Source organism: Cellulosilyticum sp. WCF-2, from assembly GCF_003990395.1.
In the GTDB taxonomy this organism is placed as follows: Bacteria; Bacillota; Clostridia; order Lachnospirales; family Cellulosilyticaceae; genus Cellulosilyticum; species Cellulosilyticum lentocellum.
This window is the reverse complement of record NZ_CP034675.1, coordinates 2,180,994-2,207,781: the sequence shown is the minus strand read 5'-3', so window position 1 is coordinate 2,207,781 and position 26,788 is coordinate 2,180,994. Positions and strand designations below refer to the sequence as shown.

Below are 26,788 nucleotides of genomic sequence, written 5' to 3'. Positions count from 1 at the left end.
TATTATTCTCCAATCTTTGTTCCACATTCAGGACAGAATTTTACGCCACCTTCTATTGGCTTTCCGCATCCTGTGCAAAATCTTTTCTTTTCTACCACTTCTATCTTTTGACCACATTCAGGACAGAATTTACTCCCCTGTTTAATCATACTTTGACAGTTAGGACATGGCATAAGTTCCCCTGCTGGTGTTGCTGAAGCCACTGGTGTACTTACTGGCTGAGCATTCATAGCGGCAGCCTGTGCCATTTGATTGGCATTCATTTGGTTTAACCCTCCTGCAAAGGCATTGCCCATATGGAGCCCCATGCCTAAGCCCATACCATTTTGCATCATAGCATTAAGCCCATCATTTTCGGTTGACTTACTCATAATCTCTAGCTGCTTTAAGATTTGAATCTTACTTAATTTATCATTTTGAACACTACCTAAAATATTCATGCCTGTTAATTCTTTAAGGTGCTTTTCAATTTCTTCTGGCAAACCAATATTGCCAATCGTAAAGTGTGTCACACTTAAACCTAATTTACCGAAAGGTTCCCCTAAAGTGTCTGATAAAGCTGCTGCAATTTCATTATAATTAGATGCAATTTGAGTTACTGTTAACTGTAGGCTACCAATGATATCAGTAAACTGATTGACAATGAATCCTCTTAACTGTTCAGTTATGTCTTCTAAACGATAACGTGATTTAGTACCCACAATATTCGTTAAAAAAACAACTGGATTTTCAATCTTAAAGGCATAATTACCATGTGCTCTTACTTGAACTTGCCCAAACTGGCTATCTGGAATCCAAACTGGATTATTGGTCCCCCATTTATTATTTAAGAACTCTTTCATATTTAAGAAGTAGACATCTGATTTAAAAGGTGATTTAAAACCATAGGCCCATCCCTTTAAGTCACTTAAAAGTGGTAAATTCTTAGTTTCTAGATTATACATACCCGGGCCAAAAACATCAGCTATTTGTCCTTGTTCTACAAAGATGGCCACTTGACCCGGTCTAACCGTAAGCTGTGCGCCATTTTGAATTTCTTGATCTTCCATAGGAAACATATAAACAAGTGTATTACTACTTTCATCTAACCACTGAATAATGTCTAGAAGTTGCTTTTTAAAAAATCCCATTCCAAAACCCCCTTGATTCGTTTAAAAATAGCTTCTTATGAAGCCTCAAAACATCATTTAACCTAAGTATACCAAGAAATCTTCTAAATAGCCATAGCCTCTCTACATCGGTTTGCTATAGCTTCTTTGAAGCATACTTAAAATGCCCATTCTCCAGCTTTTAAAATATAAAAGCTTTCTCCTGCCGTTGTCGTTGCTTTAATATCTAAGGCACTACTTCCTACCATAAAATCATTATGGGTAATAGAAGTATTTGCTCCTGCTGCTTCTAATTCCTCATCGGTCATAGTTGTGCCGCCTTCTATATTAGTAGGATAGCTACTACCAATAGCAAAGTGACAAGACGCATTTTCATCAAATAAAGTATTAAAGAAAATGGTATTAGTCTTAGAAACAGGTGAACTTTCTGGTACAATGGCCACTTCTCCTAAGTAACAAGCACCTTCATCTGTTTCGATAAGCTTTTCGAGGACAGCTTTGCCTATTGCCGCATCAAAATCTACGATTTTTCCATCTTTAAAGGTAAAGCTGAAATCTTCTATGAGATTACCACCAAATACAAGTGGCTTAGTTGCTTTTAAGGTACCATTGACACCATATTTGTGAGGCATGGTAAAAATCTCTTCTGTAGGCATATTAGCCACAAAGTAAGTTCCCTTACCACTGCATTCTCCTCCCCCTTCCCACTTATGTCCTTCTGGAAGTTCAACTGTTAAATCTGTTCCTGGAGCCACATAATGTAAGGTTTTAATTTTCTTTTCATTTAAGAAAGTACATTTCTTAGCTAAATTGTCTGTATGTGCTTTCCAAGCTGCCACTGGGTCTTCTTCATAAATACGAGTGGCGGTGAAAATTTTATCCCATAACATTGCTTCTCTTTCTTCTTCCCTAGCATCTGGAAATACTTTTTTACTCCATGATGGTGTAGGCATAGATACCACGCACCAACACACCTGCGAGCTGCTTACTGCTTTTCTAAATACTGTAAGTGCTTTGCCAGAGGCTTTTTGTGCGATAGCAATTTTGTTAGGCTCGATATCTTTCAGCAAATCTGGATCTCCTGCACTAATACTAATAAAAGCTGCATTTTGTGCTACTAAATCCTCATACTTCTTGACTTCCCATGCTGGAAAATCTCCTAAAGTTTCTTCGGAAGCATAAGTATAAGTTAATTTTCCAATTTGCTCATCACTATACTCTACAATAACTTTTTTAGCTCCTACTTTGTAAGCACACTCTGTCATGGCTCTAGCAAAGGTAGCTCCTTCAATAGGTGTACGAATCACTAACACTTGGTCTTTTTGTACGTTAACACCTACTTCTACTACTAATTTGGCATACTTGTATAAATTATTCTCTAACACCATATCCGTTATCTCCTTTTATTATTTTTTGATGCTACTAAATAGTTACTTTTTGTTCAAGTTCACTATAGCTATATTTTAATTAGACAGCAATAAATTGATTAGTCTTCTTTTCATAATGGTAACCAATTTTGAGGAGTTGCTCCTCTAACTCTTGTTGATTTTTATCATAAGACTTACAGAGTTCTGTCAAGCTATCTGCTTCATCTCTTAATTTCATATTGACAATACTTAGTAATAAATAGGGATCTTTCTTATTTAACATATCCTTCTCCTTCGTTCATTTTCACCATTCTTAAATCTGATTATAGATAGTTTTATCCACTTTGTAAACTTCTATTATAGCATTCCCTAATGTGCTTTATTAAACCCATTATCAAATTAAAAAATGACATTTATCAAGCCTTTTCACTTAATAAATGTCATTTTCACCTTATATCAGTTCCAGATAACGCTGACGTATTTCACCAATCATATATAAAGAACCAAAGGCAATTATTTGACTAACACCGTGGTATTCTTTTTCAATTTTCAATGCCCTCACTAGTGCTTCTTGAATATTAGCCATTACTTCTACCTTCATCGAATAAGCACTTAGTTTTTCTGCTAACCATTCTTTTTTTAAAGATCTTAGGTTATTCGGCTCAGTTACCAAGAGTATATCAAACTGTTTGCTAATAATCGGTAACATTTGTTCTACTTCTTTATCTCTCAAAATACCTATTATGCCTATGGTATAACGTTTTGGTAATTGATTTATCGTTTTAGATAATGCCATAAATCCGTCTACATTATGCGCGCCATCTATAAATACAAGTGGTTTTTCACTTAGTTTTTCAAAACGTCCTTCCCAGACCACTTGCTTTATACCTTGTTTTATTTGTGGTTCTGTTAAAGACATATGGTAGGCTTCTTGAAGCTTCCTCATAGCTTTAATAGCAATCATACAATTATATGCTTGATGAACACCTAACATTCGAATTTGAAAAACTTCACCTGCTAGTTCAAAACAAGTACCTTTTTCATTCACTGTTACTTGCTTAAGTTCTGCACAATCAGCTACGACTAATTCAGCCCCTTTTTCTTTGGCCGCTTGTTGTAAAACCGTCATCACTTCTACTTCTTGACTTGGTGTAACTACTATCGAATGTGATTTTATAATACCCGCTTTCTCTGTAGCAATTTCAGATAATGTGGCTCCTAAAAAGTCAGTATGATCAATAGCAACCTTAGTAATAATAGACATGATTGGTTTCTTAATAACATTAGTTGCATCTAATCTACCACCCATACCTACTTCCAAAATAACAAAGTCCACCTCTTGTTCATAAAAGTATAGCAAAGCCATTCCTGTTAGGATTTCAAAATACGAAGGTGCTAAGTCTTCCTGCCTCATTTCTTCTGCAACCTGCACTACTCTACTTGAATAACTTAGAAAAGCTTCTTTTGAGATATCTTGATGGTTAATACGTATATTTTCTCTTGGAGAAATAAGTTCTGGTGAACTAAACACCCCTACTTTATAGCCTGCTTCTTGTAATATGCCTCTTATAAACTGAGTCGTAGAACCTTTTCCATTAGTACCACCTATATGAATTATCTTCAGTTTATCTTCTGGGTTGCCTAAACGCTGCATCAATATACTTATATATTTTAATCCTAGTTTAATAGTGCTACTTTTAAATAGGTTTAGGAGTTCTAAAGCTCGTTGTTCTTGCATAAGTAAGCTCCCTTTACTTTTTGTGGTAATGTACATAAAACGACATAAATGAGTGCTACCTGTAAAGGTATATCAATTAATGATTTAAAAATACGTACAATAACAGAGGCCATGATAGGTACACCATAAAGATTTTGAATCCAGAAAGGGGTTAATATAAGATGAGCCACTATAAAATTTAGTATACATACAAATATTACTTGATCAATAGTAAATAAACCATTAGCTATTCCAAAGCGCTTTTGCACCCAAAGAACAATGATAATAAGTAATATAAGTACCATTACCATCAATATGCTTAAAACAATATTCATAGGAATCCCCATAAAACTGCCTAGATTTTCAACTTCATGAATCCCTATAAAATTAATATAAATCTCTGTACCTGCTAAAGCTAAAACACCTAAAACAAGGTTTATTTTATTGAGGTTCATTGTATTTCTTTGGTTTTTAAAATAATAGAAGGCCATACCAGGAATCAGTCCTACTAAAGTTGCATTTATAGTAAATCCTGGATGATATGGTGCTCCTTGGCTTGTAAACATAAATCCTATAACATCACTTACAAAGCCTGCGACGGCGCCATAAACACCGCCAAACAAACTACCTGCTATAAATATGGGGATACTGGTCATAGAAAAGCGTACCGATTTGAAACCAAACATAGGAATATAGATGACAAACGTACTAAAAATGATACTAATGGCAACTAGCAGCGCTGTTGCTGTGAGTGGAAAATGAGATTTGTTTTTTTGCATAAAAATGCCTCCTTAAAATAATATAAGGAGCCGGTCGTTCAAAACAATTTTATTATGCATTATAATAATATTGCAGTGAATGCAAGTAATGAACCGCAACCTCTGAGGTTTTCGTCTATGTTCAACATTCCGTAACAATAGCACTTAACGCTCATTACTTTACCCTGCTCGATAGGTTCTATTTTAACATAAGCTACATGCAATTCCTACGTAAAAAATACACTAAATTTATTTATTTTTTGGATTTATTCTGTAAAAATTAAAACAGGGTTGCAATTAGCAACCCTGCTTTAATTTTTAGTCATTTTCATATAGTTACGCATTTTACCACTAATATTGTTAGGTTCCAACATTTTCGTATGGATAGGAAGTGTTACTATAATCTTAGTATATTCTCCTTCCACACTTTCTATAGCTACTTTACCATTGTGCTTCTCTACAATATTTTTTACCATTGTAAGGCCTATGCCACTACCTTGGTACTGCTCCCTGCTTTTATCACCGCGATACATACGTTCAAATACATAGGGTAAATCTTCTTCTGCAATACCAATCCCATGGTCTTCTACTGTAATGGTACACTCTTTTCCTTGCATACCTGTATATACTTTTATTTCTCCTTTATGATCACTAAATTTAAAGGCATTAGATAATAGATTCATCCAAAGCTGCTTCAGTGCATCTTTATCTGCTGATACCATAACATTTTCTGTTTCAGTATGTTTTATATGATAGTTTATTTTCTTTTCTTTAGCCACTATTTTAAAAGCATCAAATACTTCTTGTACGCTTTCATTTAAATTAATAACCCTAAAATTCATACGTGATTCATTTTCTTCAACATTTTTAAGAAGGTCTAGATTATTAAGCAGCTTTCCAAAACGTACTACTTCTTGATAAAGAACGTTCATTTGTTCCTCATCGATAGGATAAATACCGTCAATCATGGCTTCTAGATTACTTTGTAGAATATGAAGTGGCGTACGTATTTCATGCGAAACATCTGAAATAAGCTTCTTACGAATGGTATCCTGTCTTTCTAGTTTTTCACCTAAATAGTTCATACTATGGCGCAAGGTTTCAATTTCTTTAATCTTACTTTTAAATGGATACCTTGCATTAAGCTTACCATCTGCTAAAGCAATAGAGGTCTTGCTAATACCATAAATATGATAAGTAAATAACCTAGATACATAAAGACCAGCTAAGATAAACCACATTAAAATCATACTAGAGCACCAAACAATACTAACATTAACGTTCTTCTGAAACTTTAAATCGTTTTTCGTTAGTATATCGCTTGGATAATAGCCTATCTTCACATAAGCAATAATCTCACCTGCTTTATTATGAACCGGACGTTCTTCTTGCCTATATAAACTAGGATCTACTTGGTTCGGATATTTTTGATTAAGATCTTCTATAAAGCTTTGCTCAGTCTCTCCCCATATAAAATGCTTATCTGGTCCTAGGAGAGTTACAACAAAATTGCCCATATAATTCTCTAGTAGACTCTGCTGCATTGCATTGTTCTCTAATTCCCCTTTTTCATAAAGCTTCTCCACAAGGGCTACAATGCTATTACCAGCTTCTCTAATATTATTATCAATATAAATCTCAAAGTTCTTTTTAATACTGATATTAACAATCAAAGAAGTCGAAAATACCATAATACAACCAATGCTTAAGAAGATAGAAAAAAGCTGCTTACGAATGGATATCATGCATGTTCCCCTTCAAACTTGTACCCCACTCCTGTAACTGTTTTGATATAACGTGGGTTTTTAGTATCTGTCTCGATTTTCTTTCTTAAATTTTTGATATGCACATCTATAGTACGGTCAAAGCCATCAAAGTCAATTCCCATAACAGCTTCTATAAGTTGGTCTCTACTAAATACACGACCTGGTGCTGAAGCTAATTCATAAAGCAAGTCAAATTCATTGGGTGTTAAGGTGATTTCTTCATTGTTGATTTGCACAATACGTTCTTGTAAGAAAATTTTAAAGTGCCCTTTGTCAAAAACAAGCATTTCTTTATTTTCTTCTCTTTGTTTTCTCGTATCCAGTGCTTTAACACGAGCTACTACTTCTCTTGGGCTAATAGGTTTTACCAGATATTCATCAGCGCCTCTGTCAAAGCCATCAATTTTACTATCTAAAGTACCTTTAGCCGTAATCATAAAAATGTGCACATTAGATACTTGTCTCATTTCTGCGCAAATTTCCTCTCCTTGTATATCTGGAAGCATCAAGTCAAGGAGTACAATATCTATTTTATTTTTATAAAAACAATCTAGCCCACTTCTACCGGTATAACAAGTAAACACCTTATAACCTTCTTTTTCAAGATATTTGGTCATAATGTCAGCTACACGTTCTTCATCCTCTATTACTAATATATTCATGTTAATCGTCCTTTCTAGATGGGATTAATATAACCGTTTTTTATTATTATAAAACAACTATATGAAGAAAGTGAAAAGCCTATAAAATTTATCAATAATTGATTTTACAAAATTAATAATTGTTGATAATTTATCGCTTTTACTTTACAATAGTAAATATATTGGGTAAGGGGGAATAAAAAATGAAATATACTTTCGATGATAAAGAACACTTAATCAACTTTATATGTAATGAAATTATTACCACAGCCGAAGCAACAACGATGCTCAATTGTTCCAGACAATATCTTGATGAACTTGTAAGCAAAGGTAAGATTACCCCCATTAAAACGATCAATCGCGTTAGACTGTATTGGAAAAACGATATTGTGAGTTTATTACAGAGAAAACACAGCAGCTAAAATAAGCTAGCTTCTAGTTAAAGAAGCTAGCTATTTCTTTTTCATTCAATGTTTCTTTTTCTAATAAAGCTGAAGCTAAGCTTTCTAGCTTTTCCTCATGCGCTTTCATTAAAGCTTTTGTTTCTTCATACAAAGCTTTCATTTTTTCTTGACACTTGGTTAGAAGATAATCATAGTCAATAGTTTGTTTACCCATAATGGCTTCTATATTAACAAGGCCAAACTCTTCATCCATGCCATATTTCACTATATAATTCTTCATATCAATGCTAGCTTTTTCAATATCATTACTAGCACCTGTAGTAACATAGTCTTCTCCAAAGGTAATCTCCTCCGCCACACGCCCAGCAAGACTAATTTGAATACGTCCTAAAAGTTCTTTTTTAGTTAGATACATTTTATCCTTGGGTACATTCATACTAAAGCCACCTGCGCCTTTAGTACTCGGAATAATCGTTACCTTTGTCACACTGTTTTCTGGTGCTACAAGTTTAGTGATTAAAGCATGACCAGCTTCATGATAAGCTGTGATTTTACGGTCTATTTCACTAATATTGCTACGGTCTTTCTTTTCTTTCCCTGCAATAACCGTATAGAACGCGGCTTCAATATGACTCTCATCAATAATAGCCTGGCCTTTAGTTGCTGCTAAAATAGCGGCTTCATTTAAAAAATTTTCTAGCATGGCTCCTGTAAAGAATACCGTTTGTTTAGCAAGCTCCTTAGCACTAATCTCACTAGAAATCGGTTTATTTCTCAGGTGTAATTTAATAATGGATTCTCTAGCTGCTAAGTCTGGATAACCGATTTCGATATGTCTGTCAAAACGACCTGGTCTAAGAAGAGCATCATCTAACATATCTAACCTATTAGTAGCTGCAATCACTATAATCCCTTCATCGTCTTTAAACCCTGACATTTCTGTTAATAAAGCATTTAAGGTTTGATCCTTTTCGTCATTGCTTTGGGCTGCATTTTGGCTTCTTTTTTTACCAATGGCATCTATTTCGTCTATGAAAATAACTGCTTTTTCATGTTTTCTCGCTTCTTTGAAGATATCTCTTACACGACTTGCCCCCACACCCACATACATTTGAACAAAGTCTGAACCACTGGCTGAAAAAAATGCTACACCAGCTTCTTTTGCAATAGCCTTAGCCATAAGAGTTTTCCCTGTTCCTGGTGGTCCATACAAAATAAGTCCTTTTGGCATTCTAGCACCCATTTTGGCATATTGCTCTGGATTCTTCATAAAATCGATAACATCTTCCACTTGTTCTTTAGCTTCTACATTTCCGGCAATATGAGAAAAATCTATTTTTAAATCCTTAGGTTCAATAGCTTTTTGACTCATTTTCATGCCACCACTTCCGGCTCCAACCTTTTTAACACTCCTAAAAATCATAATGAATAAACCTACCATAAGTGCCATACTTGCTATATATTGAATGGTAAAGGCCGCCTCTTGAGTTGCTTCTTCTACTTGAATTTGCTTTAAGAGAAGTTCTTCTTTAAAGCCTTCCTTTCTTGGGTTATCTGTTATATAAACCGTGTCATCTTGTTTTAATTTAAATTGTAATTTTGGGCCGCTACTTAAAGTGACTTGTTCTATTTTATTAGCATTTAAATGATTTATAAAGTCATAATAGCTGACACTATTATCGTTCTTATGCTTCTGACTATAAATACCTATAATCATTAGTAAAGCTATTAAACTAACACTAACAATGATTCCTGCTCTCTTTTTATTCATATTTCCCCCTTCAAGTCCTCTCCCCTTACACAAGAGAAAAGCTAGTACACTGCTGTAAGAGCATTATAACTTAGGTACTAGGCCTATTTCATTAGTGAGTATATGGAAAACGAGCAAAAAAAGAGAAGAAAGACGACGGGCCTTTCTTCTTGAGAGAAGGTATTTTATTCTAGGGGTAGCAAATAATTAAATATTTGCTGTAACATCTGGGGGAAGTTACAAGTACATTATAGCAAGTGTTTCCCGATAAGATTGCCCTAACTTTTTTAAATTTTATTATATTTTTTATCTATTTTTAATGCGGGTTATTTTTTGTTGTTATTAATACTTTCTTTATTGCTATTTTTTTCACATTATTGTTCATACTGCTTAATGAGTTTCCAAATATTAGTTTGCTTTATTTTATTTTTATGCACTTTTATTGTTTTTCAAAGATTTTAGCTTTTCTAATTAGTGATATCTTGGAGCATCATCTAAATGCATGTTTTTACTTACCTGTTCAATATGCTTATTGGTTAGCTCTTCCGCTTTTTCGCCATCTTGATTTTGTATTGCTTTAAAAATAGCTGTGTGCTCTTTTAACAAGCATGTTGCTCTACCTGGAGTTGCAAGAGATTCCATTCTTGTTTTTTGCACGTAAGTATGAAAATCTGATAACATCTGCTTGAGTATTTTACTTTTAGTTGCTTTATAAATCATATCATGAAAGCGATGGTCTAATTCACCTATATGTACTAAGTCCTTCTTTGTTACATAGAACTCAGTTAGCTCAAGTACTTCCTTTAGTTTCTCTAGTTCTTCAGGGGTAATGCGTTCCGCTGCTAATTTGGCAGCCATACCTTCTAAACGACTTCTAATCATAAAAATATCTTGTACATCTTCTTGTGATACACCAGTAACAACCGTTTCCTTATTAGGAATAGATTGTACTAAACCTTCTAATTCTAATTGTCTAATAGCTTCTCTTACAGGTGTTCTACTTACATTTAACTCTTTTGCAATCGTCGCTTCTCTTAAAGCATCCCCAGGCTTATATTTCCCCTCTAGAATGGATTCTCTAATAGACTTAAATACTTTTTCTCTCAATGACGCCTTATCATTTGAACCGGAATCAAATATCACGTCGTGCCTCCTCGTTTTATCTTTTGTATATTTGTATACAAATATATTACCAAATATTCTAGAAATTACAATGGTATTCCTAATATTGAATCCATTTTCCTTCTAAATCTTTAACAGCAATCACACTTTCCTTAATAGAACGATTTACTATTTTCCACTCATTTGTACTAATATCCACTATTGTCTGCCATTTAATGATAACTTTATAAACTCGCTTTACTTCCTTTTGTTCTAAATCATCATATTCCTGATTCGTTAGTTCTACAGTTTCTGTAATACTACTATGTAAACGTCCCTCTTGATCTATAGTTACAGCCTCTGGTTTATAAACTACATCTACTCCTACAATATTTTTTTCTGCAATATACCACGCATTAAATAAATTTAATTGCTTTTCCTTTTGCGTTTCTAAAAAATAAGGACCTATCCCTTCACTTGTATGTTTAGTAATAGCTTCTTCATAACTTTGATAAAAATCGTTTAAGAATTGTTGCCACTTAGCACTGCCTACTTTAGAAAGACTATACTCTTGTATATCTATCATATTATTTCCTTCAGTAACTCGAATAGGTATTTTAACTGGATTCAAATAACCTTCTGGGTGAACTAATTCTAACTGATAATTACCCACTAAAATATCCGGCAATTGAATAATCCCTTGATTACTCGCTTCACTGAACTGATCTAAGTGTACTTCTAAATGAGGGGCACAAATAATTTGAACCTGCCCTAATGCATAAGGCAATACAACCTTGGTTATCTGAGGGATTTGAATCATTTGATAATAATCTTTATCTGCTTCATGGGGTAACTCCACCTTGAGCATATATTTACCTGGTAAAAGCTTTTCTTTTTTGTAGCCTATCCCCATTTTATAATCAAGTTTTACACCACCCAAAGAAACCTGCGAGCCGTTAGGCGCTATAATTTGCACCTCTGAAAAGTCAAAAGGAAAACAAATTTTCCAGCCATCCCTATTCTTATTTAGAGTTAATGCCTCTTTCTTGACACCATCTGCAAATTCATATGCTAAGATATATTTCCCATTTAGCCAGCCTACTTTTGAAACATGAATGAGTTTATTTTCCTTGGCATAAAACCGATTGTAATACTGGGTAACAACGGTTTTATCGTTCATTTCCTTTATAGAATTTGGATCTAATAGATGATATATTTTTTCATACGCTTGTTCATTAAGAGCTTTCACATAACAGTCAATGCTATACACGGGACTTGAGTAGTAATGCCACATATATTCAGCACTCTTTAAAAGTAGAAAGCCCATGATGACAGTTAAACAACTAATCATTAATATATTTTTCACTTGATTCTTTTGCATAATAATCCCTCCTATTTGTATAGTTTATATATATGATAGGAGGGACAAGTTTATCACTATTGTTATTTTCTTTCAAACTGCTGGCAATCTGTAATAGAGGAAGACTTATTATTAATAGCTTGCTGTATTTGTATATGTTCTAATGTGCAATATTTTTCTTGTGGATGATGGTGCTTACAAGCCTTTACCTCACACCCAATACTCATGTTCATACTCATAATCTCAACTCCTTTAAGGTGATGAGTTTATTTTTTGCTGATTAATAATAAATATACTTGGCCTTATTTTAACTTTTTAAAAATAAAAGGTGCACCAGCTGTAATCCATAGCAATAGAAGTGCATATTTAATCATCTTTACAATCTTAACAGCTGGTAGTACCTTACTTAAAATCAAGTATATCAGTACAAGACCGCCGAAACCAATAAGTATTTTCTTCAGCTGAATACGCCAATTTTGAACTGCTTCAAATTGTATATACTTCTGTTCAATGTAAGCACCACAAGTCATACCCCATAAAGCTGCTGCGCCCTTATATAAATCAGCATCTACTTTAAAAATCATTACCAATAATACTACAATACTAACACCTATAACATGGGCTGGTCTAATTTCACCCTTATCACCTAAGAGTTTGTTGGCTAATAAAGTAAAAATGACTCCAAAGAAAATACCGCCTAATACATCCATTGGCCAATGTACCCCTAAATATACCCTAGAAAGTGCTGTTAATAAAATGATACAGCTTCCCATAACATACATTCCTTTTGTGCGTAACACTAGCATGGCACCACTCCAAAAGCTTGTAGCTGTTTGCGTATGTCCACTAGGAAATGAAAAACTTGTAGCTGTTTCTGCTCTTATGGGTTTTACAACACCTAAATCAAACGGCCTAGGCATTTGGATTAAATTTTTAATCATTCCATTACCTACAAAGTTAAATAACACAAACCATGCAAGACGTTTACTTTTTATTTTATCAACACACCAATACAATCCTGCTAAAATAGCTACAATAAATAAGCTCTCAGCCATTATGGTAATTGTTGTCATTAGCAAAGTTAGTGTTTCTGTTCTTATTTGTTCAAAAAACTGAAGTATCTTTATCTGTATTTCCATTCATAATCTCCTTTAATCTAATTTAGTACATTCAAAATAATCACATTATATTGTATATATCTTGTTTTTGCATTACAATATATATAATAAGTATCTTTACGACAAGGAGGTTTTCTATGGAGACTCTGAATGCACAACAATCCTTGCATCTTTCTCCTCAAAATTACTTAAAAAATGCTTTAAGCTTGCTTCGCCAAGAGCAACTGCAAGATGCTTTACAATCTATAGATGCAGCCGTTATTTTTAGTGGTAATTCTCCTTTTTACATTTATCAAAAAATACGTATACTATTTAATTTAGGTGCTCTTCAAAGTTGTAGTCAGCTTATTGTATCACAATTAGAGTATTTATATAAATATGGTTCATTATATATTTTATGTCGTAGTATAGATTATTACCAAAAAATCAATGCTTGTAACCTTGAGGAGTTAGAAAATCTGTTAAAAAATGTTCATGTTCCTTACTGCTTAGCCAGTATTTACAAAGAACTTATGTTGCAAAAGCAAAAACCTTTTTTAGCAAAAGCACGTAAAGCCATGGTTCAGGATCATTATCCATTATGTATTGCTTATAGTGATTTATATCTAAAGCTTAATCCAGTTACAAAAGACTTGGTCTACATGAAAGCTTATTCGTATCATATGTTGGGTCAATTGCAACAAGCGCTTCCCTATTACAGAGAATACTTAAAGCTTAATCTGAAAGACCCAAAAGCTTACATTGAATTAGGAGCCATTTTATTAGAAATGGGGCAAGTAAGTGAAGCCTTAGAATACTTTGAAAAAGCATCCTATATGGATCCTACTAATAAAGAATATTTGTCTTATATAGCAGAATGCCATATTGCTTCTAAGAAATACGATTCTGCTATTGCTACTTATCAAACGATAGAAAAATATTATAGCACTGATATACAAAATTACTTTAACTTATCCTATGTTTATAGGAAAATCAATAAAAAACATCTCTCTAAACGTTACTTAAAAAAAGTCAGACAACAACTCAAAACAAAGTACTGATTTAACTAATTATGTATAACAAAGGGGTACGATGGTATGGATAATAAAACTGCAAATAATACCTACTTAGACCTAAATAGTATGGATTCTGAGAAATTCGAAAAGTATCAACGTTTTACAGAACAAACTATTTTTGATCTTTCTCAGCAAATTACTGAACTAGAGCAAAAGCTTAATGTTTTTACTAACCTTTTGGAAATTAGTAATTATATTAATCAATATATTAAAAGCCAAAACTTATTTCCATTAATTAATGATATGCTCATTGGTGTATTTGGAGCTAAATATTCTACCATTTATATTAAATCAGATGATGACTATGCGCAAGTGACCTCTAGGAATTTTTCCTATGATTGTATTGAAATGGAAAAACAACTTATATTTGAGCACCATGAAGAAGAGTTCATTATTAATAGTACAGAGCCTATTTATCCTGCAAAAGATGCCTCAACTGCTATATACTCTTGCTTAGGTGTACCTATCAAAATTAATAGTGGACCTCTAGGCTTTATCTTAATTCAGCATCGTGAAAAAAATTATTTTTCTAAAGATCATGCCACCTTTCTGTCTTCGCTCGCTAACCATGTAGGTGTCGCTATTGAAAATAACTTGCTTTATAATCAAATCAAAGAAAGTGCATGTAAAGATGGTCTAACTAATATCTTTAATAAAAAATACTTTTTTGATACGATTCTATCTGTCCCCAATTTGGCTCAGCAATACTATACGATTGTCATGATAGATATTGATAACTTTAAAAAGGTTAATGATACCTATGGTCATCCTTATGGAGATATTGTGCTTAAAACCATTTGTTCCATTATTAAAAATAATACACGCCCTAATGATATTGTGGCTAGATATGGTGGGGAAGAAATCATTATTTACTTTAATAACTTCATTGATAAGTCTTTAGTTGCTAAACGTGTGGAGCAAATGCGTTATCAGATTGAAACCACCTCTATACCTGGTGATGGTTTCGAATCTTCTGTAACTGCAAGCTTTGGTGTGTATGTTAAAACTGATGAAGCTCTTTCTTTAGATGAAGTCATTAAACTAGCGGATAGCAATCTCTATATTTGTAAACGTTCCGGAAAAAACAAATTTCTTATTAATGAATAAACCTTAATACATAATAAAGGAGCTATGATTCATCTCATAGCTCCTTATTTGCATTTAAATATTCTTATTTGATTAAGCTAATTCTAAAGCAATTTCCATCATTTGGGTAAATGTATTTTGTCTTTCTTCAGCTGTTGTTTCTTCTCCTGTAATAAGGTTATCTGAAATAGTAACCATAGCAAGAGCATTAACACCTGCTGCTGCTGCTTCCATATAAAGTGCCGCTGCTTCCATTTCCACTGCTAAAACGCCCATTTTTGACCATCTTTCAGTAGTTGTTGTATCTGCATTATAAAAAATATCAGAAGAAAGGATATTACCTACATGATAAGGTACATTGTTTTCCTTTGCTTTTTCAACTGCTTTTTCCAACAAGCTGTAGCTAGCAACTGGTGCAAAAGTACCTGGCAAATTGTATTGAATTGCATAATTAGAGTTCGTACAAGCTCCCATACCAAATACAATGTGGCGTAATGGTAGATCAGCACTCATACTTCCTGCTGAACCAATTCTAATAAGATTTTTACATCCGTATACATGAATAAGCTCATGAGAATAAATACCAATAGATGGCATCCCCATTCCACTTCCTTGTACAGAGATTTTTTTACCTTTATATGTTCCTGTATAACCAAACATATTTCTTACTGTATTGTACTGAACAACATTTTCTAAGAAGTTGTCAGCAATATATTTTGCTCTTAATGGATCTCCAGGTAATAAGACAGTTTCTGCAATATCCCCTGGTTTTGCTGCGTTATGTGGTGTTGACATTGTTCTCGTCCTCCTAATTGTATGTTTGGCTATTATTTTTAGCCATGAAGCTTTGCTTCTTTAGATAGCTTATCCTATTTCTTTTAAGATATCACTATCTAACCAAACCTTTTTTCTAGTATATCACATTTCTTAGGAGTTGAACACGCTAGTTTTATGGTCTATGGGCCCTTGCATAACAGGCCTTACATATTTTTCTTGCCCCTCGCACGCCACTTTCAGGCCATACTATCTTCACTCTTGTTCTCCCACAAACTGGGCAGGTTCCTCTCCAGTTTCCTTCTGCTTTAATTACTTTGCCTCTTTTAGATTTTGCCATAAGTTTATCCCCCTTTTAACATTTAATACTCTTTATAAATGTACTCAAGAGTTGTCCACTTTATGACTAATTTTAAATTTCTTTATACATAGCTTATTAGTATTCTGCTATTTTTTATATTGATTTACGATTCATCATATACTTTTAAAACTTCTATCTGCTGCAATACCGGATAAAAATCTGGATAATCTTTTTTTATTCTTTTCATACAACGCTTGCAAAAAGCTATTCTTCTTTCTGGATGGTTACGTAAGTATCTTTTATGTCCCCAAATATGGGTAAAACATTGCTGATGCTCATTAAAAAGCTCCCCTACTTCTGCAAGAGCAAATAGTTCTATCTGCTTTTCCTCTGCACACATCGCTAGTAATCGTTGCTCAGCAAATACCATATATGTAAGAGGATCGTCCCCTTGCGCTGCTCTCATAAACGCTTTAGATTCATTTACATAAAACTGTTTAAAATCTTCGTCACCTATGTACATAAAAGCTGTATTACACGGCCTAACTTCCCAGTTCCATCTTGAAAAAGCCTCATAGTCTGAAGCCATATGTAAAGATTCTTTGGCTGGATAAACATTCGGATGAAGCTCTTCTTTATGAATAACCGCAATTGAATGCTTCCTTAATTCTTCTTCTACTTTATTCCAAACGATAAAGTCTGTATCCATCATAACACAAGGTGCTTCTTCTTCTGCTAGGGCATAAATCTTCCCTGCTGCCCAAAACACCTTTGGATTTAAATGTGGATCTATATCCGTCAATCTTTCCTCTATTCCTAAATTCCATAGATGCTCTAGTCCTAAATCTCGATAATAAGCTGCACCTATTGGATCTGTTATCATTTTTATATCTCCATTTAACTCCTGCCATTTAAGGGCAGATAAAACGGTCGTAAGTAGCTCAAAATCTTCCACATAAAAATCACCTTTTTGTGACTTTAAAAAAGGGCCTGTCCATGTTGAATGAAATGCGCGCATACTTGTCCCCCCTTATATCAGATTTAAGCCATATCCCTCTAATCCTGAACCTGAAGTTGTTTCTACATTGCTTATACTTGTCATTTTCACCACTCCTTCAGCTATTGTTCTTTTACTTTATTTCTATTTTATTATATCATTTATGGGATATTTTTTCAATTTACATTATATTTCAAATAAGTATTATTATTCTTGTTTTAATTCCCAATACAGCTTCCCAATACAGCAATACCACTTGATAAAATATCTGTTCCTTCATTTCCGTAGTGGGAACGTCCACCTATAACCAATAGCCTAGAAAAAATCATTTTATCTCCTCAACTATAAATTTATTTTATAAGCATATAGTTTTTTATTATTTTACATTATATATAATCTAGTATATGATGTATAAAAACAGCGAATATTACTCATAAACTTTGACTATTTCACAATTAAATTAGGAGGCTTATTATGTATGATATTATCGTTATAGGCGCTGGTCCTGCTGGAATAAGTTCGGCCATTTATGCTACTAGTCGAGGTAAAAATGTACTGATATATGAAGGGCTTACTTTAATAAATGGTTATATTTCTGTGAATGAAAAGATGGAAACAAGTATTTCTGGTGTTTATGCAGCAGGAGATATTTGTGCAAAGCAAGTACGCCAAATAGCAACAGCTGTCGCTGACGGTGCTATCGCCGGTATAAATGCTTCAATTTAATATCTCACATTATATATAAGAAACTATTGTATAATAGGTAAATACCTCAAGAGCTACATAGCTAGTGTAAACTTCCTAGCTATGTAGCTCTTTTATTAAATAAAATTACTAAATGTAATCTTTCCAAATGTTCAGTATACTATTGTTGACAAAAATTATAGATAAGGATAAAATAACACTGTTATATAACATAGTTATTATTAAATGGAGATTGTGTCATGCCGCCTAAAAAGCAAATAACCAAAGAAATAATTTTAGAAAAGGCATTTGCCATCACAAAAGAATTTGGATTTGATAGTATTTCTGCACGAACACTTGCTAAGCAGCTTGATTGTTCAACTCAGCCTATCTATCAAGCCTTTACAGATATGGATGGGCTAAAAACAGCAATTATAGAAAAATCTATTTCTATAATGCTGAATTTTATTATCGAACATAAAGATCCTACATTACCTGAGGAACTTGGCTTTATTATTGGCTATGTCCAGTTTGCCAATTTAGAAAAACAATTATTTGCCCTACTCTTTTCTTCTGGCACAAATGGACTTATTCACTCTTTTGCTACTTCTCGTCAAATAAACTTTAATATGGATATGATTATCTATGCCAATGGTATGATTATGATGTCTACATTTCATGCACTCAATCAGTCTTGGGAAGAAAAGAAAAGCATGCTCATTCATGCCTATGAACTATTTTGCCAAGTACAATTATAAATCAAATTGTAGGGAGGCTAGCAATGCCGCTATGAAAAAAATTAATTCAATTGGATATGGTGGTAAAATCCTTGCGATTGGCATGGTTTTTCTCCTACTCATCCCTATGATCACCTATATTTTATCCCCTATCTGTAGGCATGTCGTTTATAAATATATCGGCAAAATATCACTTCTTATAGGCCTACTTACTTTGCTATTTCTTATTCTACTTTTGACAATCGAATTAAGACAAGATAGAAAACTGAATCTCTATTATGACAGTCAAAAAAACAAAAAACTGAAACTAGGAAATGATATTTTTGAATGTCAATCCTGTGGAAATCGAAAGATTCAAGCCTCAGATACCAGCTGCCCTATATGCGGCATTCATTTTACAAACAAGGGAGAATAATGATGGAAACAAAGAAAACTGTACAATTAGAAGCGTTTTCTCAAACTTTACTTATTCCACAGTTAATATAAAAATAATACATATAACTACTATCAACAAGCTAGACACTAGCACTTGTCTCTAAATTTGAAATTCTATTTAATAGAACCAAGTCATACACTTATTTTTCCTCAACTCATAATTCCATTTAATATACAGCAAAACAGGAATATTTATTTTGATAAATTATAATTTGTCAGTTTCACTTAACTATTAGCCTATTTGCAAGTTCTTTGAAATTCGTAACAGCTTTCCCATCATATTCAACATTTCTACTATTAAATAATATGGTATCCATACCAAGCGCTTGTGCTGCGGCTAAGTTATATCTTCTGTCATCTATATAGGTACAATCAGACGCTAAACACCCCAGTTTTTCAAGTGTATGCTTAAATATTTGTTTATCAGGCTTTTTGATTTTTATGTCTCCGCTTACTGTTATGACATCAAAATAATCATTAATTTTATATTTATCACGGAAATATCTGCTCCATTCACTTGAATCATTTGATATCAAAGCTAATTTATAATATTTCTTTATGCTTGATGCAAATTCGAAAAATGATTCATCAATTTCTACTGTATCTAAATATTCTTTTTCAATTTTGCATAAATTACCTTTAAAGCCTAATCTTTTAAAAACTTCTAAAGAAGATATTTCTCCTACATCTGCTTTATCCCAAATCGGATATATATCAGCTGGAGTTAAATCAGGGAATGTGCGATTTACAAATGAATAGAATCCGTCTCCTGAGTCTTTTAAAATTACACCATACATATCTAATATTACTGCTTTCATATATAATCCCCCTAAGCTCTATCAAGTAAATAAATTCAAATATATGAGTCTATTGCTCTTTTAAATTTATGTAATCGAAATTTAAACAATACATTTATAAAAGCATACTGCTTCTTCATGATGCGCATATTTTCCGTAATTAGGGCAAATCCGATATCCATTTTCCTGATAAAAACGAACAGCTGTAGTATTAATTTTTCGTGTTTCCAATACGATTTTCCTATATCCATAGCTATACGCATACTCTTCTAGAGTCCACAAAATTTGTGTTCCAATCCCTACTCCTTTTATTTTGGAATAAACACGTTTTATCTCGGCGATATCGTTTGAATAGTTTTGTAGTGCTCCGCAGCCTACAGGCTCGCCAACACTATAAGCAATAACAAAAATTGTTCGAGCTGCTTTTAATGCATCAGCCTAAAAACTTGCATTTCCACTACTTCCTGTAATGTTCTCCAGTATAGATGACAACTCCTCAATCAACTGTACTGCTTCTTTAGATGTTACAGAGGCTCGCCTTATCTCTATCATCAAAAGTCTTCTCCTTTTAAATTGAAAGTCATAATTCTATAAAATATCTATTTGATTTGTTGCGTTAAACACTTAAAACCAACCCTATTATTCATTTTACATATTTAATCCCGTAATCCAAAAACAAATGGCAGCTATCACAGATAATGGGGTAGCACAATATTTTTCTTTCTTACTTGTTGATAGTAAATTCATGATGGTATTTAGCGATAGATAGATAGCAAAAAATAATACTATGTATTTTGTTGTTTTAATAGAGAACCAGAGAGGTACTATATTCCCAGCTTGCAAGATCACTATAATTGCGAACAATTGAATTACTAAAGAAATCCAACAAAGTATTCTTAATTTTGATGGAATCACCTTATATTTTCCTCCCATTGAAAACTCCCCCAAAGGCAATCCAAGACCTATTAGCATGGTCAATATCGCTACAATTCCAAATAATATCGCTCCTAAAATTTGTATCATTCTTATCCTCCTTAATATTTATACTTTAACTAATTTACAAAATATCATTTTTATCTATTATACAAAAATATTCTTTTAATTGCTGGTTTAAATAACTATTTATTACGATAAAACAAAATTTAACTGTGTATTAATCTATTAACTTGTTTAAAAGCATACTGTTCTACCCTCATAGGATAGTTATAGTTAAGCAGTTTTGTTGTTTCTTGTGATTTGCTTGAAAACATTTCCACTGTTTTTATTGGCGACTCACCAAAATGTGTGCTTGATAGCCACTAGGCCATCAGTTAACTAAAACTATCTTTTCATTCTTTCTTTTGACACAATAAGTATAATGAAAACAGCTACTATCGTGAGCATAGCATAAATATTACTTTCAACAGTAAACTTCGGGAACTGTTCCGATTTAAACACATATGTAACAAATGCATTTGGTAGATTTACAAAATAAGAAACAATCAAGCTGTTGTCAGAAAGCTTATAGGCAATTGCAAAACCAAGGCCAACGGCAAACAATAGCAATATATCTCCGACAGTTCTAAAACCTGGATAGCCTAAATGATAGACAGAAAACATAACTGCAGAAATAAGAATAGCAATGATAGCTCCAAAATCCTTTTCTACTCTGGTTTGAACAAATCCCCTGAACAAGAACTCTTCAAAAAACGTTGTCATGATAAGAGGTGAAATAGCAAGTGGAAGCCTAGTCCACGCTATGTATTCTCTAGCTATTATTTTTGGAATTAACTGCCCGCCAATTGAAAAAACAACAAAAGCAACTAAAACAACACTCTGACGGGCACCTATTTTCTTTATGCCGACAGAAGAAAAGTCCTCTTTGTCTGTAAGAAGAAGGAATATTGGTAGTATTGTACTTATCACAAGACCATATAACACATTATAGAAGATACCGAACACTACTCCCTCAAACATATTCGCAATGGAAATAAATATAATGATTAAAATTTCAGATACCGCGCAAAAAAATATAATTTTACTTTTATTCATAAACTATACAACCACCTTCTCAAGATATAATTAATCTTAGTATTAAATACTAATTTATAAACTTACAAAAATATCTATCCATATTGCTTGCTTAAGTATATGCAGGTATTACATAGTGTACCACTTTAAATGTATTGTATTTTGTCATTTTGTGCAACAAAAATAAGACTAATTCTTTCACCTAGTCCTATAAAAAGTTATTCTTTTATATAAAATGATATTTTAAATATCAAAATAATGTTTTGGTGATTAAAAATTGTATTGGATTGTCAACATTTAACTAGACAACCTTTTTAAGGCTATTCAGTTTGTATTGATATGGTGTAAGTATACAAATATAGTGCTAGCTCATATCAACGCAGACATAAGTCAAATCACTAACCACTATGATTAAGTGGCTTTGATTTTTAAATTCACGTTTCACTAGATTAGAAACTTTAGATTCATTACATTTATCAACATGAGGTTTAAACTGTGCAATAGTGTATTTTGAGATAAGTCCACTAGCTCTCATGATACGACTAATTTTTCGTCCAGATACTTGATAGCCTTCTTTTTCTAGTTCAATCTTAATTTTGCGTGCACCATAATTAGAACGACTATCTTTAAAAATCTTCATTATAGGCGCCTCAAGAATATTTTCATTTCCTTTTTGTTTTGCTTCATAATAATAGGTACTTCTAGATAGCTGTAGGACTTTACACATTGCTGATACAGAGTATTTGTGAAGGTTATTTTTTATCACATTTTCTTTTGCCATTATGATAGCGTGCTACGATTTGTGCTTTAAACTCAGTTGTAAATGTACGTCGTGGTCTGGTTGGGTTAGAATTGGTCATGCTCATCTCCTCTTTAATATAAGTTGATTGCACATAACCCTAAAATAACTGTCCAGTTTATTGTAACCGATTCAAAGGTCGAATTTGTTTATAGAATAAAAATTAAAATATTACTTATAATATCTAGGTAATTATTACTTATATCGAGGTATAAAATGACTAAACATCACTTTAAGCGTTATTTAATTCTTATATGTTTAATATGTTTCACTTTTCATTCATCACATTTTTTTGCACAAAACATTACTACTGTTGATACAAATACAGTAATAGAGGAATCATATGGCTCGCTTAATAATATTCACAAGCAAATGTTAAATATAATAGAGAACTATTTTATTAGTAATATAAGCACTACTACTAGTAAACCTGATCCAGGCTATTTAGATATATATATTTCTCAGTTAAATGCTATAAGTGATAAAATAAAAGCCGTAGACCAATCAAAAGTCACACCAGAACAAAAAACTAAATTAAGAATACTGAGGGATGCTACTGATGATTTAACTTATATTAGCGGTACTCTAAAAAGATTACTAACATCTTTAGATGCTAAAGAACAATATAATTTATTTCGAGCTATCCTATATGTTAGTAATTTAGTAGAGAAAGATTTTTCATACTTCTAATTTTTACATATCGGCATTATGCCGATATGTTTTTTATTTATTCAAAATCAGATTTTATTTACTTTCAAAGCTGCAATCTTTTTCATCTTCTTCGCATATATTGCACCCAAAAATTGTTTCTCCTAATTTACCGTTACATCCATCTGTTATGATTTCACAATGTTTACATTCTAAACATTTTTCACTTAGCATATTATCACCACCTACATACCACATAGGATTTGAATCATAAAAATTATTGCCTAAGTTGTATGATTAAACAGTCCACCAGTATTAGTTTTTGGGCCCTCTGTGATTATGGCTACAGTATGCTCCTTGCTTCCTGATATAATCTTCTTAGTAACTTCTTATCGTATGAAAAGAAACCACTCCGAACAAAAAAGAAGACACAAATGAATTCTTGTCATATTTCTTCAACCGCTATTTATGAACAACAGTGGTTTTTTAATTCTTCTACTATTACTGATTAAAAAAGTTATTTTATATAGCACCAGCTTTGTGGTGCCCTGTTAATACCTACTTCTTCAATCTGTATTGGTATATCATAAGACTTAACGCTACTTACATCCCACGCAACCAAGTCCTTGCCATTTGCATATGCAAATAACTCATATAGACTCAGATAACTTCTATTGCATAGCTGCTGAAAAACATTAGTTACTAATGTACCTTTACAAATAAACTCTCCTTGTATACCTTTGCCACCTGTTACATAGCAAAGTACTTTAAAAGGATATTCAATACCTGCTGGCTTAGTTTTTCTGATTTCTAGTGTCTTTTCTCGGTTCTTGATCATGTGCCAGTACTTCTCATGAACACTAATTAATACTGTTTTCACTTTGTTTTCCTCCCCTATAGCATATCTGCTATGGTTTTAATCACATTCTTAAGCCTTCTATTTATGTCCCTCTCTTGGTTCTTTTCGTGTACCTTTGCAGCTATCTCATCCCTAAGTCTTTGATTTTCTATTTTAAATGTATCAACATATCTTTGTTCACTATCTGTCATTCATCTTCCTCCTTATCAACAAAAAATACTTTTTATAATTTAAATTTTGATATTGATTTTCATTTTCCTTTGTGGTATATTAAATATACAACAGTACATAAAAATTTTCGTAACTCCCATATGTTAAGCACTGGTCCTACAACTAGTGCTTTTCTTCTGTCCAGCGATATAAAGTTGACACTCTTATGAGCATCTAGCATATATCAAAAACACTTTGTTTTAATTCCAATCAGCTTCTGGTTCTTTACTTGGTGTAACTTCATCACTTTCACTCCATGTATCTACAATCACTTTGCATTCCATTTTGTGCAAGCTTCATTAAATAAATTGTGAAGTCATCCATATGTCTTAATGATGTTAAATCAAGTTGCCTGCTAAATGATATTGACCATACATTCTCTTCGTTTTTATTCCATCTTGATAGGCTAACTTCTACATTTAGATCTTCTTATTCTTCATCTTGCTCTTGCACTCCATGAATAGCTTGGCATATTTAAAACTGCTCCAGCTTCTTCCCTCTTCTTGTTCGATTTCCATTTCTGTTTCTACATATTCGTAACTTGGGCCATCATCAAAAACAAACAAAAAAGATGTTATAGAGTCACTAAATAAAGGGGATGTAAAAAAACTCCCCTAACGAAAAAATCGCTGAGGTCGTAAGACTTCAGCGATTTTTTTGGTATAATTTATTTATGCTACTAAACAAAAATACCAATGATAATTTTACACCAAGACAGCTAAAATTACCATTGGATATCGAAAAAATAATTGATATTTCAGATCCAGTATATACTTTATGCGAAGTAATGGATCACATTGACCTAACACGATATTTTGTAGAGAAGGACTGCAAAATAGGTCGTCCAAGATGTGATTCAGATAAAATGCTTAAGATTATACTTTTCACTTTTATGGAGCATGGCATTAGTTCTTTAAGAAATATTGAAAAACTCTGCCGTACAGACATCAGATATATGTATCTTCTTGACGGAATGAAAGCTCCATCTTTTGCTACTTTCGGCAACTTTATTCGTAATGAATTAACGACTTCAATTGAACAAATCTTCATTGATATCAATTCTTATATTTTTGATCAAGAGCATGTGGATTTACATCATACTTACATCGATGGAACAAAGATCGAAGCTAATGCTAATCGCTATACCTGGGTATGGAAGAAATCTTGCATCAAAAATAGAAACAAAGTGTTCGAAAAGATCTCATTACTCATCGATACAATGAATTCAGAGATTCTTAGTTTTCTTAATGTGAAGTTAGAAAAAAGAGATGAATATGCGATTGATTACGTTGAGGCATTGCTTGAAAGTTATCAGAAGGCAATAAATCTAGAGGTTTCAAAATTTGTTTCTGGAGCTGGGCATAAGAAAAGTATCCATCAAAAACAGTATCAGGAAATGCAGGGGTATCTAGAACGCCTCAAGAAATATGCAAAGCACATCGAAGTATGTGGAGAGCGAAGAAATAGTTATTCAAAAACTGATTACGATGCAACTTTTATGAGAATCAAACGTGATTATATGAGAAATGACCAGCTCCTTCCTGCTTACAATATGCAGGCTGCCATATGTGATGAATATATAGCTGTAATAGACGCAAAACCTTATGCTTTAGACATGGAATGTTTTCAACCCTTAATGGAAAAGTTTAATGCTACTTATGGTCATTATCCAACGTATCCTGTTGCTGACGCAGGATATGGTTCTTATAATAATTATCTTTATTGTGAGGAACATGGCATGGAAAAATATATGAAATTTACTATGTTTGAGAGGGAAACTAAGAATGAAAAATATCATTATGATCCATATCATGCAGTAAATTTCAAAAGAGATGAACACGGAAACCTGATCTGTCCTAATAATAAAAAGTTTATATATAAATGTGATAGGCATATATATATAAATCAATATGGTAGAACAGAAGAAATATATGAATGTGAAGACTGTGCAGGATGTCCATATCGTAGTGAATGTTGCAAAAGAGCACATGGAAATAGAACAGTACGCCTTAATCGAGAATTAACAGAAATACATAAGGAAGTAATAAATAATCTAGAATCAATTCATGGTGCCTTATTGTGTATGAACAGAAGTATTCAATCAGAGGGGACATTTGGGATAATTAAGTGGGATAGATCTTATAAAAGATTATTTCGGCGAGGTGAAAAAGCTGTCATTTTAGAATTCACGTTAATTTCTTGTGGATACAACCTCTATAAGTATCATAACAAGAAACATCGGACATCTATAGCTGCATAAAAAACGGATATAATATCATCATTTAAAGCCTATAAAACCATAGGC

Annotated in this window: 30 protein-coding genes, 1 pseudogene and 1 riboswitch; of the genes and pseudogenes, 8 read left to right on the top strand and 23 right to left on the bottom strand. The window is 32.9% G+C overall.

Going from position 1 to position 26,788, the window contains the following annotated elements:
* Positions 1 to 2: 2 nt before the first annotated feature.
* The 7 genes from EKH84_RS09825 to EKH84_RS09795 all read right to left on the bottom strand — a co-directional run bounded on the left by EKH84_RS09825 (position 3) and on the right by EKH84_RS09795 (position 7,379).
* Complete coding sequence (locus EKH84_RS09825) at positions 3 to 1,130, bottom strand: SPFH domain-containing protein (protein WP_127066140.1); 1,128 nt, start codon at positions 1,128 to 1,130, stop codon at positions 3 to 5.
* A gap of 137 nt (positions 1,131 to 1,267) precedes the next feature.
* A complete protein-coding gene (locus EKH84_RS09820) occupies positions 1,268 to 2,497 on the bottom strand; it encodes an aminopeptidase (RefSeq protein WP_127066139.1) in 1,230 nt (409 codons plus the stop codon).
* 79 nt (positions 2,498 to 2,576) lie between these two features.
* Positions 2,577 to 2,759, bottom strand: a complete 183-nt coding sequence (locus tag EKH84_RS09815; RefSeq protein ID WP_127066138.1) for a DUF4250 domain-containing protein — start codon at positions 2,757 to 2,759, stop codon at positions 2,577 to 2,579.
* Between the two features lie 168 nt (positions 2,760 to 2,927).
* Complete coding sequence (locus tag EKH84_RS09810; protein ID WP_190283561.1) at positions 2,928 to 4,214, bottom strand: bifunctional folylpolyglutamate synthase/dihydrofolate synthase; 1,287 nt, start codon at positions 4,212 to 4,214, stop codon at positions 2,928 to 2,930.
* Positions 4,193 to 4,972 (bottom strand): folate family ECF transporter S component, encoded by a 780-nt coding sequence (locus EKH84_RS09805; protein ID WP_127066136.1) that lies wholly within the window; start codon positions 4,970 to 4,972, stop codon positions 4,193 to 4,195. The genes EKH84_RS09810 and EKH84_RS09805 overlap by 22 nt, the downstream gene beginning before the upstream one ends.
* Before the next feature lie 71 nt (positions 4,973 to 5,043).
* Positions 5,044 to 5,141, bottom strand: a riboswitch (THF riboswitch).
* A gap of 121 nt (positions 5,142 to 5,262) precedes the next feature.
* Entirely contained in the window at positions 5,263 to 6,696 is a 1,434-nt protein-coding gene (locus tag EKH84_RS09800) for a sensor histidine kinase (protein WP_127066135.1), read from the bottom strand.
* Positions 6,693 to 7,379: a response regulator transcription factor gene (locus EKH84_RS09795; protein ID WP_013656464.1), complete on the bottom strand. Its 687-nt coding sequence runs from the start codon at positions 7,377 to 7,379 to the stop codon at positions 6,693 to 6,695. Before EKH84_RS09795 ends, EKH84_RS09800 begins: the two co-directional genes overlap by 4 nt.
* 182 nt (positions 7,380 to 7,561) lie before the next feature.
* Between EKH84_RS09795 and EKH84_RS09790 the strand changes: the two genes are divergently transcribed.
* On the top strand, positions 7,562 to 7,780 hold the full coding sequence (locus EKH84_RS09790; protein ID WP_013656463.1) for a helix-turn-helix domain-containing protein: 219 nt from the start codon (positions 7,562 to 7,564) through the stop codon (positions 7,778 to 7,780).
* A 13-nt stretch (positions 7,781 to 7,793) separates the two neighbouring features.
* On the opposite strand, the gene EKH84_RS09785 is transcribed toward EKH84_RS09790, so the two are convergent.
* The 5 genes from EKH84_RS09785 to EKH84_RS09765 all read right to left on the bottom strand — a co-directional run bounded on the left by EKH84_RS09785 (position 7,794) and on the right by EKH84_RS09765 (position 13,112).
* Positions 7,794 to 9,533 carry an ATP-dependent metallopeptidase FtsH/Yme1/Tma family protein gene (locus EKH84_RS09785; protein WP_127066134.1) on the bottom strand — a complete coding sequence of 580 codons (1,740 nt, stop codon included), beginning with the start codon at positions 9,531 to 9,533 and terminating at the stop codon, positions 7,794 to 7,796.
* Between the two features lie 450 nt (positions 9,534 to 9,983).
* Positions 9,984 to 10,655, bottom strand: a complete 672-nt coding sequence (locus EKH84_RS09780) for a GntR family transcriptional regulator (protein WP_127066133.1) — start codon at positions 10,653 to 10,655, stop codon at positions 9,984 to 9,986.
* A gap of 79 nt (positions 10,656 to 10,734) precedes the next feature.
* The gene (locus EKH84_RS09775) at positions 10,735 to 11,994 is read right to left on the bottom strand and encodes a hypothetical protein (protein WP_127066132.1); all 1,260 of its coding nucleotides are present in this window, start codon (positions 11,992 to 11,994) and stop codon (positions 10,735 to 10,737) included.
* 62 nt (positions 11,995 to 12,056) lie between these two features.
* Complete coding sequence (locus EKH84_RS09770; RefSeq protein ID WP_013656459.1) at positions 12,057 to 12,212, bottom strand: DUF1540 domain-containing protein; 156 nt, start codon at positions 12,210 to 12,212, stop codon at positions 12,057 to 12,059.
* 63 nt (positions 12,213 to 12,275) lie between these two features.
* Positions 12,276 to 13,112, bottom strand: coding sequence for a phosphatase PAP2 family protein (locus tag EKH84_RS09765; protein WP_013656458.1), 837 nt, complete (start codon positions 13,110 to 13,112; stop codon positions 12,276 to 12,278).
* Positions 13,113 to 13,228: 116 nt separating this feature from the next.
* On the opposite strand from EKH84_RS09765, the gene EKH84_RS09760 reads away from it, so the two are divergent.
* Positions 13,229 to 14,131: a tetratricopeptide repeat protein gene (locus EKH84_RS09760; protein ID WP_127066131.1), complete on the top strand. Its 903-nt coding sequence runs from the start codon at positions 13,229 to 13,231 to the stop codon at positions 14,129 to 14,131.
* A 36-nt stretch (positions 14,132 to 14,167) separates the two neighbouring features.
* Positions 14,168 to 15,253, top strand: a complete 1,086-nt coding sequence (locus EKH84_RS09755) for a sensor domain-containing diguanylate cyclase (RefSeq protein ID WP_127066130.1) — start codon at positions 14,168 to 14,170, stop codon at positions 15,251 to 15,253.
* Between the two features lie 72 nt (positions 15,254 to 15,325).
* Here the strand turns inward: EKH84_RS09755 and deoD are convergent, their stop codons facing one another.
* The 3 genes from deoD to EKH84_RS09745 all read right to left on the bottom strand — a co-directional run bounded on the left by deoD (position 15,326) and on the right by EKH84_RS09745 (position 17,325).
* Complete coding sequence (gene deoD, locus EKH84_RS09750; RefSeq protein WP_013656455.1) at positions 15,326 to 16,027, bottom strand: purine-nucleoside phosphorylase; 702 nt, start codon at positions 16,025 to 16,027, stop codon at positions 15,326 to 15,328.
* Between the two features lie 154 nt (positions 16,028 to 16,181).
* A complete protein-coding gene (locus EKH84_RS22005; protein ID WP_013656454.1) occupies positions 16,182 to 16,346 on the bottom strand; it encodes a hypothetical protein in 165 nt (54 codons plus the stop codon).
* Between the two features lie 124 nt (positions 16,347 to 16,470).
* Positions 16,471 to 17,325, bottom strand: coding sequence for a DUF6734 family protein (locus tag EKH84_RS09745; protein ID WP_127066129.1), 855 nt, complete (start codon positions 17,323 to 17,325; stop codon positions 16,471 to 16,473).
* A 453-nt stretch (positions 17,326 to 17,778) separates the two neighbouring features.
* On the opposite strand from EKH84_RS09745, the gene EKH84_RS09740 reads away from it, so the two are divergent.
* The 3 genes from EKH84_RS09740 (at position 17,779) to EKH84_RS09730 (ending at position 19,140) form a co-directional block, all read left to right on the top strand.
* Positions 17,779 to 18,030: an FAD-dependent oxidoreductase gene (locus tag EKH84_RS09740; RefSeq protein WP_127066128.1), complete on the top strand. Its 252-nt coding sequence runs from the start codon at positions 17,779 to 17,781 to the stop codon at positions 18,028 to 18,030.
* A 218-nt stretch (positions 18,031 to 18,248) separates the two neighbouring features.
* On the top strand, positions 18,249 to 18,746 hold the full coding sequence (locus EKH84_RS09735) for a TetR/AcrR family transcriptional regulator (protein ID WP_127066127.1): 498 nt from the start codon (positions 18,249 to 18,251) through the stop codon (positions 18,744 to 18,746).
* 31 nt (positions 18,747 to 18,777) lie between these two features.
* The gene (locus EKH84_RS09730; RefSeq protein WP_127066126.1) at positions 18,778 to 19,140 is read left to right on the top strand and encodes a hypothetical protein; all 363 of its coding nucleotides are present in this window, start codon (positions 18,778 to 18,780) and stop codon (positions 19,138 to 19,140) included.
* Positions 19,141 to 19,381: 241 nt separating this feature from the next.
* On the opposite strand, the gene EKH84_RS09725 is transcribed toward EKH84_RS09730, so the two are convergent.
* The 5 genes and pseudogenes from EKH84_RS09725 to EKH84_RS09705 form a co-directional block, all read right to left on the bottom strand.
* Positions 19,382 to 19,978 carry an HAD family hydrolase gene (locus tag EKH84_RS09725; protein WP_127066125.1) on the bottom strand — a complete coding sequence of 199 codons (597 nt, stop codon included), beginning with the start codon at positions 19,976 to 19,978 and terminating at the stop codon, positions 19,382 to 19,384.
* 81 nt (positions 19,979 to 20,059) lie between these two features.
* A complete protein-coding gene (locus EKH84_RS09720) occupies positions 20,060 to 20,368 on the bottom strand; it encodes a GNAT family N-acetyltransferase (RefSeq protein ID WP_127066124.1) in 309 nt (102 codons plus the stop codon).
* 237 nt (positions 20,369 to 20,605) lie between these two features.
* Entirely contained in the window at positions 20,606 to 20,980 is a 375-nt protein-coding gene (locus tag EKH84_RS09715; RefSeq protein WP_013656450.1) for a hypothetical protein, read from the bottom strand.
* Positions 20,981 to 21,277: 297 nt separating this feature from the next.
* Positions 21,278 to 21,988: a CPBP family intramembrane glutamic endopeptidase gene (locus EKH84_RS09710; protein ID WP_127066123.1), complete on the bottom strand. Its 711-nt coding sequence runs from the start codon at positions 21,986 to 21,988 to the stop codon at positions 21,278 to 21,280.
* A 346-nt stretch (positions 21,989 to 22,334) separates the two neighbouring features.
* A pseudogene (locus tag EKH84_RS09705) lies at positions 22,335 to 22,742 on the bottom strand (IS3 family transposase); the annotation flags it as partial.
* Between the two features lie 240 nt (positions 22,743 to 22,982).
* Here EKH84_RS09705 and EKH84_RS09700 point away from each other — a divergent pair.
* On the top strand, positions 22,983 to 23,456 hold the full coding sequence (locus EKH84_RS09700; protein WP_127066121.1) for a hypothetical protein: 474 nt from the start codon (positions 22,983 to 22,985) through the stop codon (positions 23,454 to 23,456).
* Between the two features lie 54 nt (positions 23,457 to 23,510).
* On the opposite strand, the gene EKH84_RS22000 is transcribed toward EKH84_RS09700, so the two are convergent.
* From EKH84_RS22000 to EKH84_RS21995, 3 genes are all read right to left on the bottom strand, one after another.
* Positions 23,511 to 23,648 (bottom strand): hypothetical protein, encoded by a 138-nt coding sequence (locus EKH84_RS22000; protein ID WP_190283560.1) that lies wholly within the window; start codon positions 23,646 to 23,648, stop codon positions 23,511 to 23,513.
* 283 nt (positions 23,649 to 23,931) lie between these two features.
* The gene (locus tag EKH84_RS09695; protein WP_127066120.1) at positions 23,932 to 24,294 is read right to left on the bottom strand and encodes a hypothetical protein; all 363 of its coding nucleotides are present in this window, start codon (positions 24,292 to 24,294) and stop codon (positions 23,932 to 23,934) included.
* Between the two features lie 14 nt (positions 24,295 to 24,308).
* A complete protein-coding gene (locus tag EKH84_RS21995; protein WP_190283559.1) occupies positions 24,309 to 24,464 on the bottom strand; it encodes a hypothetical protein in 156 nt (51 codons plus the stop codon).
* Between the two features lie 692 nt (positions 24,465 to 25,156).
* Between EKH84_RS21995 and EKH84_RS09690 the strand changes: the two genes are divergently transcribed.
* Entirely contained in the window at positions 25,157 to 26,743 is a 1,587-nt protein-coding gene (locus tag EKH84_RS09690) for a transposase (protein WP_127066119.1), read from the top strand.
* Positions 26,744 to 26,788: the final 45 nt, after the last annotated feature.

Bases quoted from the DNA above. Each gene is read 5' to 3' on its own strand.
- EKH84_RS09825 (WP_127066140.1), bottom strand. From the start codon at position 1,130: ATGGGATTTTTTAAAAAGCAACTTCTAGACATTATTCAGTGGTTAGAT.
- EKH84_RS09820 (WP_127066139.1), bottom strand. From the start codon at position 2,497: ATGGTGTTAGAGAATAATTTATACAAGTATGCCAAATTAGTAGTAGAA.
- EKH84_RS09815 (WP_127066138.1), bottom strand. From the start codon at position 2,759: ATGTTAAATAAGAAAGATCCCTATTTATTACTAAGTATTGTCAATATG.
- EKH84_RS09810 (WP_190283561.1), bottom strand. From the start codon at position 4,214: ATGCAAGAACAACGAGCTTTAGAACTCCTAAACCTATTTAAAAGTAGC.
- EKH84_RS09805 (WP_127066136.1), bottom strand. From the start codon at position 4,972: ATGCAAAAAAACAAATCTCATTTTCCACTCACAGCAACAGCGCTGCTA.
- EKH84_RS09800 (WP_127066135.1), bottom strand. From the start codon at position 6,696: ATGATATCCATTCGTAAGCAGCTTTTTTCTATCTTCTTAAGCATTGGT.
- EKH84_RS09795 (WP_013656464.1), bottom strand. From the start codon at position 7,379: ATGAATATATTAGTAATAGAGGATGAAGAACGTGTAGCTGACATTATG.
- EKH84_RS09790 (WP_013656463.1), top strand. From the start codon at position 7,562: ATGAAATATACTTTCGATGATAAAGAACACTTAATCAACTTTATATGT.
- EKH84_RS09785 (WP_127066134.1), bottom strand. From the start codon at position 9,533: ATGAATAAAAAGAGAGCAGGAATCATTGTTAGTGTTAGTTTAATAGCT.
- EKH84_RS09775 (WP_127066132.1), bottom strand. From the start codon at position 11,994: ATGCAAAAGAATCAAGTGAAAAATATATTAATGATTAGTTGTTTAACT.
- EKH84_RS09770 (WP_013656459.1), bottom strand. From the start codon at position 12,212: ATGAGTATGAACATGAGTATTGGGTGTGAGGTAAAGGCTTGTAAGCAC.
- EKH84_RS09765 (WP_013656458.1), bottom strand. From the start codon at position 13,112: ATGGAAATACAGATAAAGATACTTCAGTTTTTTGAACAAATAAGAACA.
- EKH84_RS09760 (WP_127066131.1), top strand. From the start codon at position 13,229: ATGGAGACTCTGAATGCACAACAATCCTTGCATCTTTCTCCTCAAAAT.
- EKH84_RS09755 (WP_127066130.1), top strand. From the start codon at position 14,168: ATGGATAATAAAACTGCAAATAATACCTACTTAGACCTAAATAGTATG.
- deoD (WP_013656455.1), bottom strand. From the start codon at position 16,027: ATGTCAACACCACATAACGCAGCAAAACCAGGGGATATTGCAGAAACT.
- EKH84_RS22005 (WP_013656454.1), bottom strand. From the start codon at position 16,346: ATGGCAAAATCTAAAAGAGGCAAAGTAATTAAAGCAGAAGGAAACTGG.
- EKH84_RS09745 (WP_127066129.1), bottom strand. From the start codon at position 17,325: ATGCGCGCATTTCATTCAACATGGACAGGCCCTTTTTTAAAGTCACAA.
- EKH84_RS09740 (WP_127066128.1), top strand. From the start codon at position 17,779: ATGTATGATATTATCGTTATAGGCGCTGGTCCTGCTGGAATAAGTTCG.
- EKH84_RS09735 (WP_127066127.1), top strand. From the start codon at position 18,249: ATGCCGCCTAAAAAGCAAATAACCAAAGAAATAATTTTAGAAAAGGCA.
- EKH84_RS09730 (WP_127066126.1), top strand. From the start codon at position 18,778: ATGAAAAAAATTAATTCAATTGGATATGGTGGTAAAATCCTTGCGATT.
- EKH84_RS09725 (WP_127066125.1), bottom strand. From the start codon at position 19,978: ATGAAAGCAGTAATATTAGATATGTATGGTGTAATTTTAAAAGACTCA.
- EKH84_RS09715 (WP_013656450.1), bottom strand. From the start codon at position 20,980: ATGATACAAATTTTAGGAGCGATATTATTTGGAATTGTAGCGATATTG.
- EKH84_RS09710 (WP_127066123.1), bottom strand. From the start codon at position 21,988: ATGAATAAAAGTAAAATTATATTTTTTTGCGCGGTATCTGAAATTTTA.
- EKH84_RS09700 (WP_127066121.1), top strand. From the start codon at position 22,983: ATGACTAAACATCACTTTAAGCGTTATTTAATTCTTATATGTTTAATA.
- EKH84_RS22000 (WP_190283560.1), bottom strand. From the start codon at position 23,648: ATGCTAAGTGAAAAATGTTTAGAATGTAAACATTGTGAAATCATAACA.
- EKH84_RS21995 (WP_190283559.1), bottom strand. From the start codon at position 24,464: ATGACAGATAGTGAACAAAGATATGTTGATACATTTAAAATAGAAAAT.
- EKH84_RS09690 (WP_127066119.1), top strand. From the start codon at position 25,157: ATGCTACTAAACAAAAATACCAATGATAATTTTACACCAAGACAGCTA.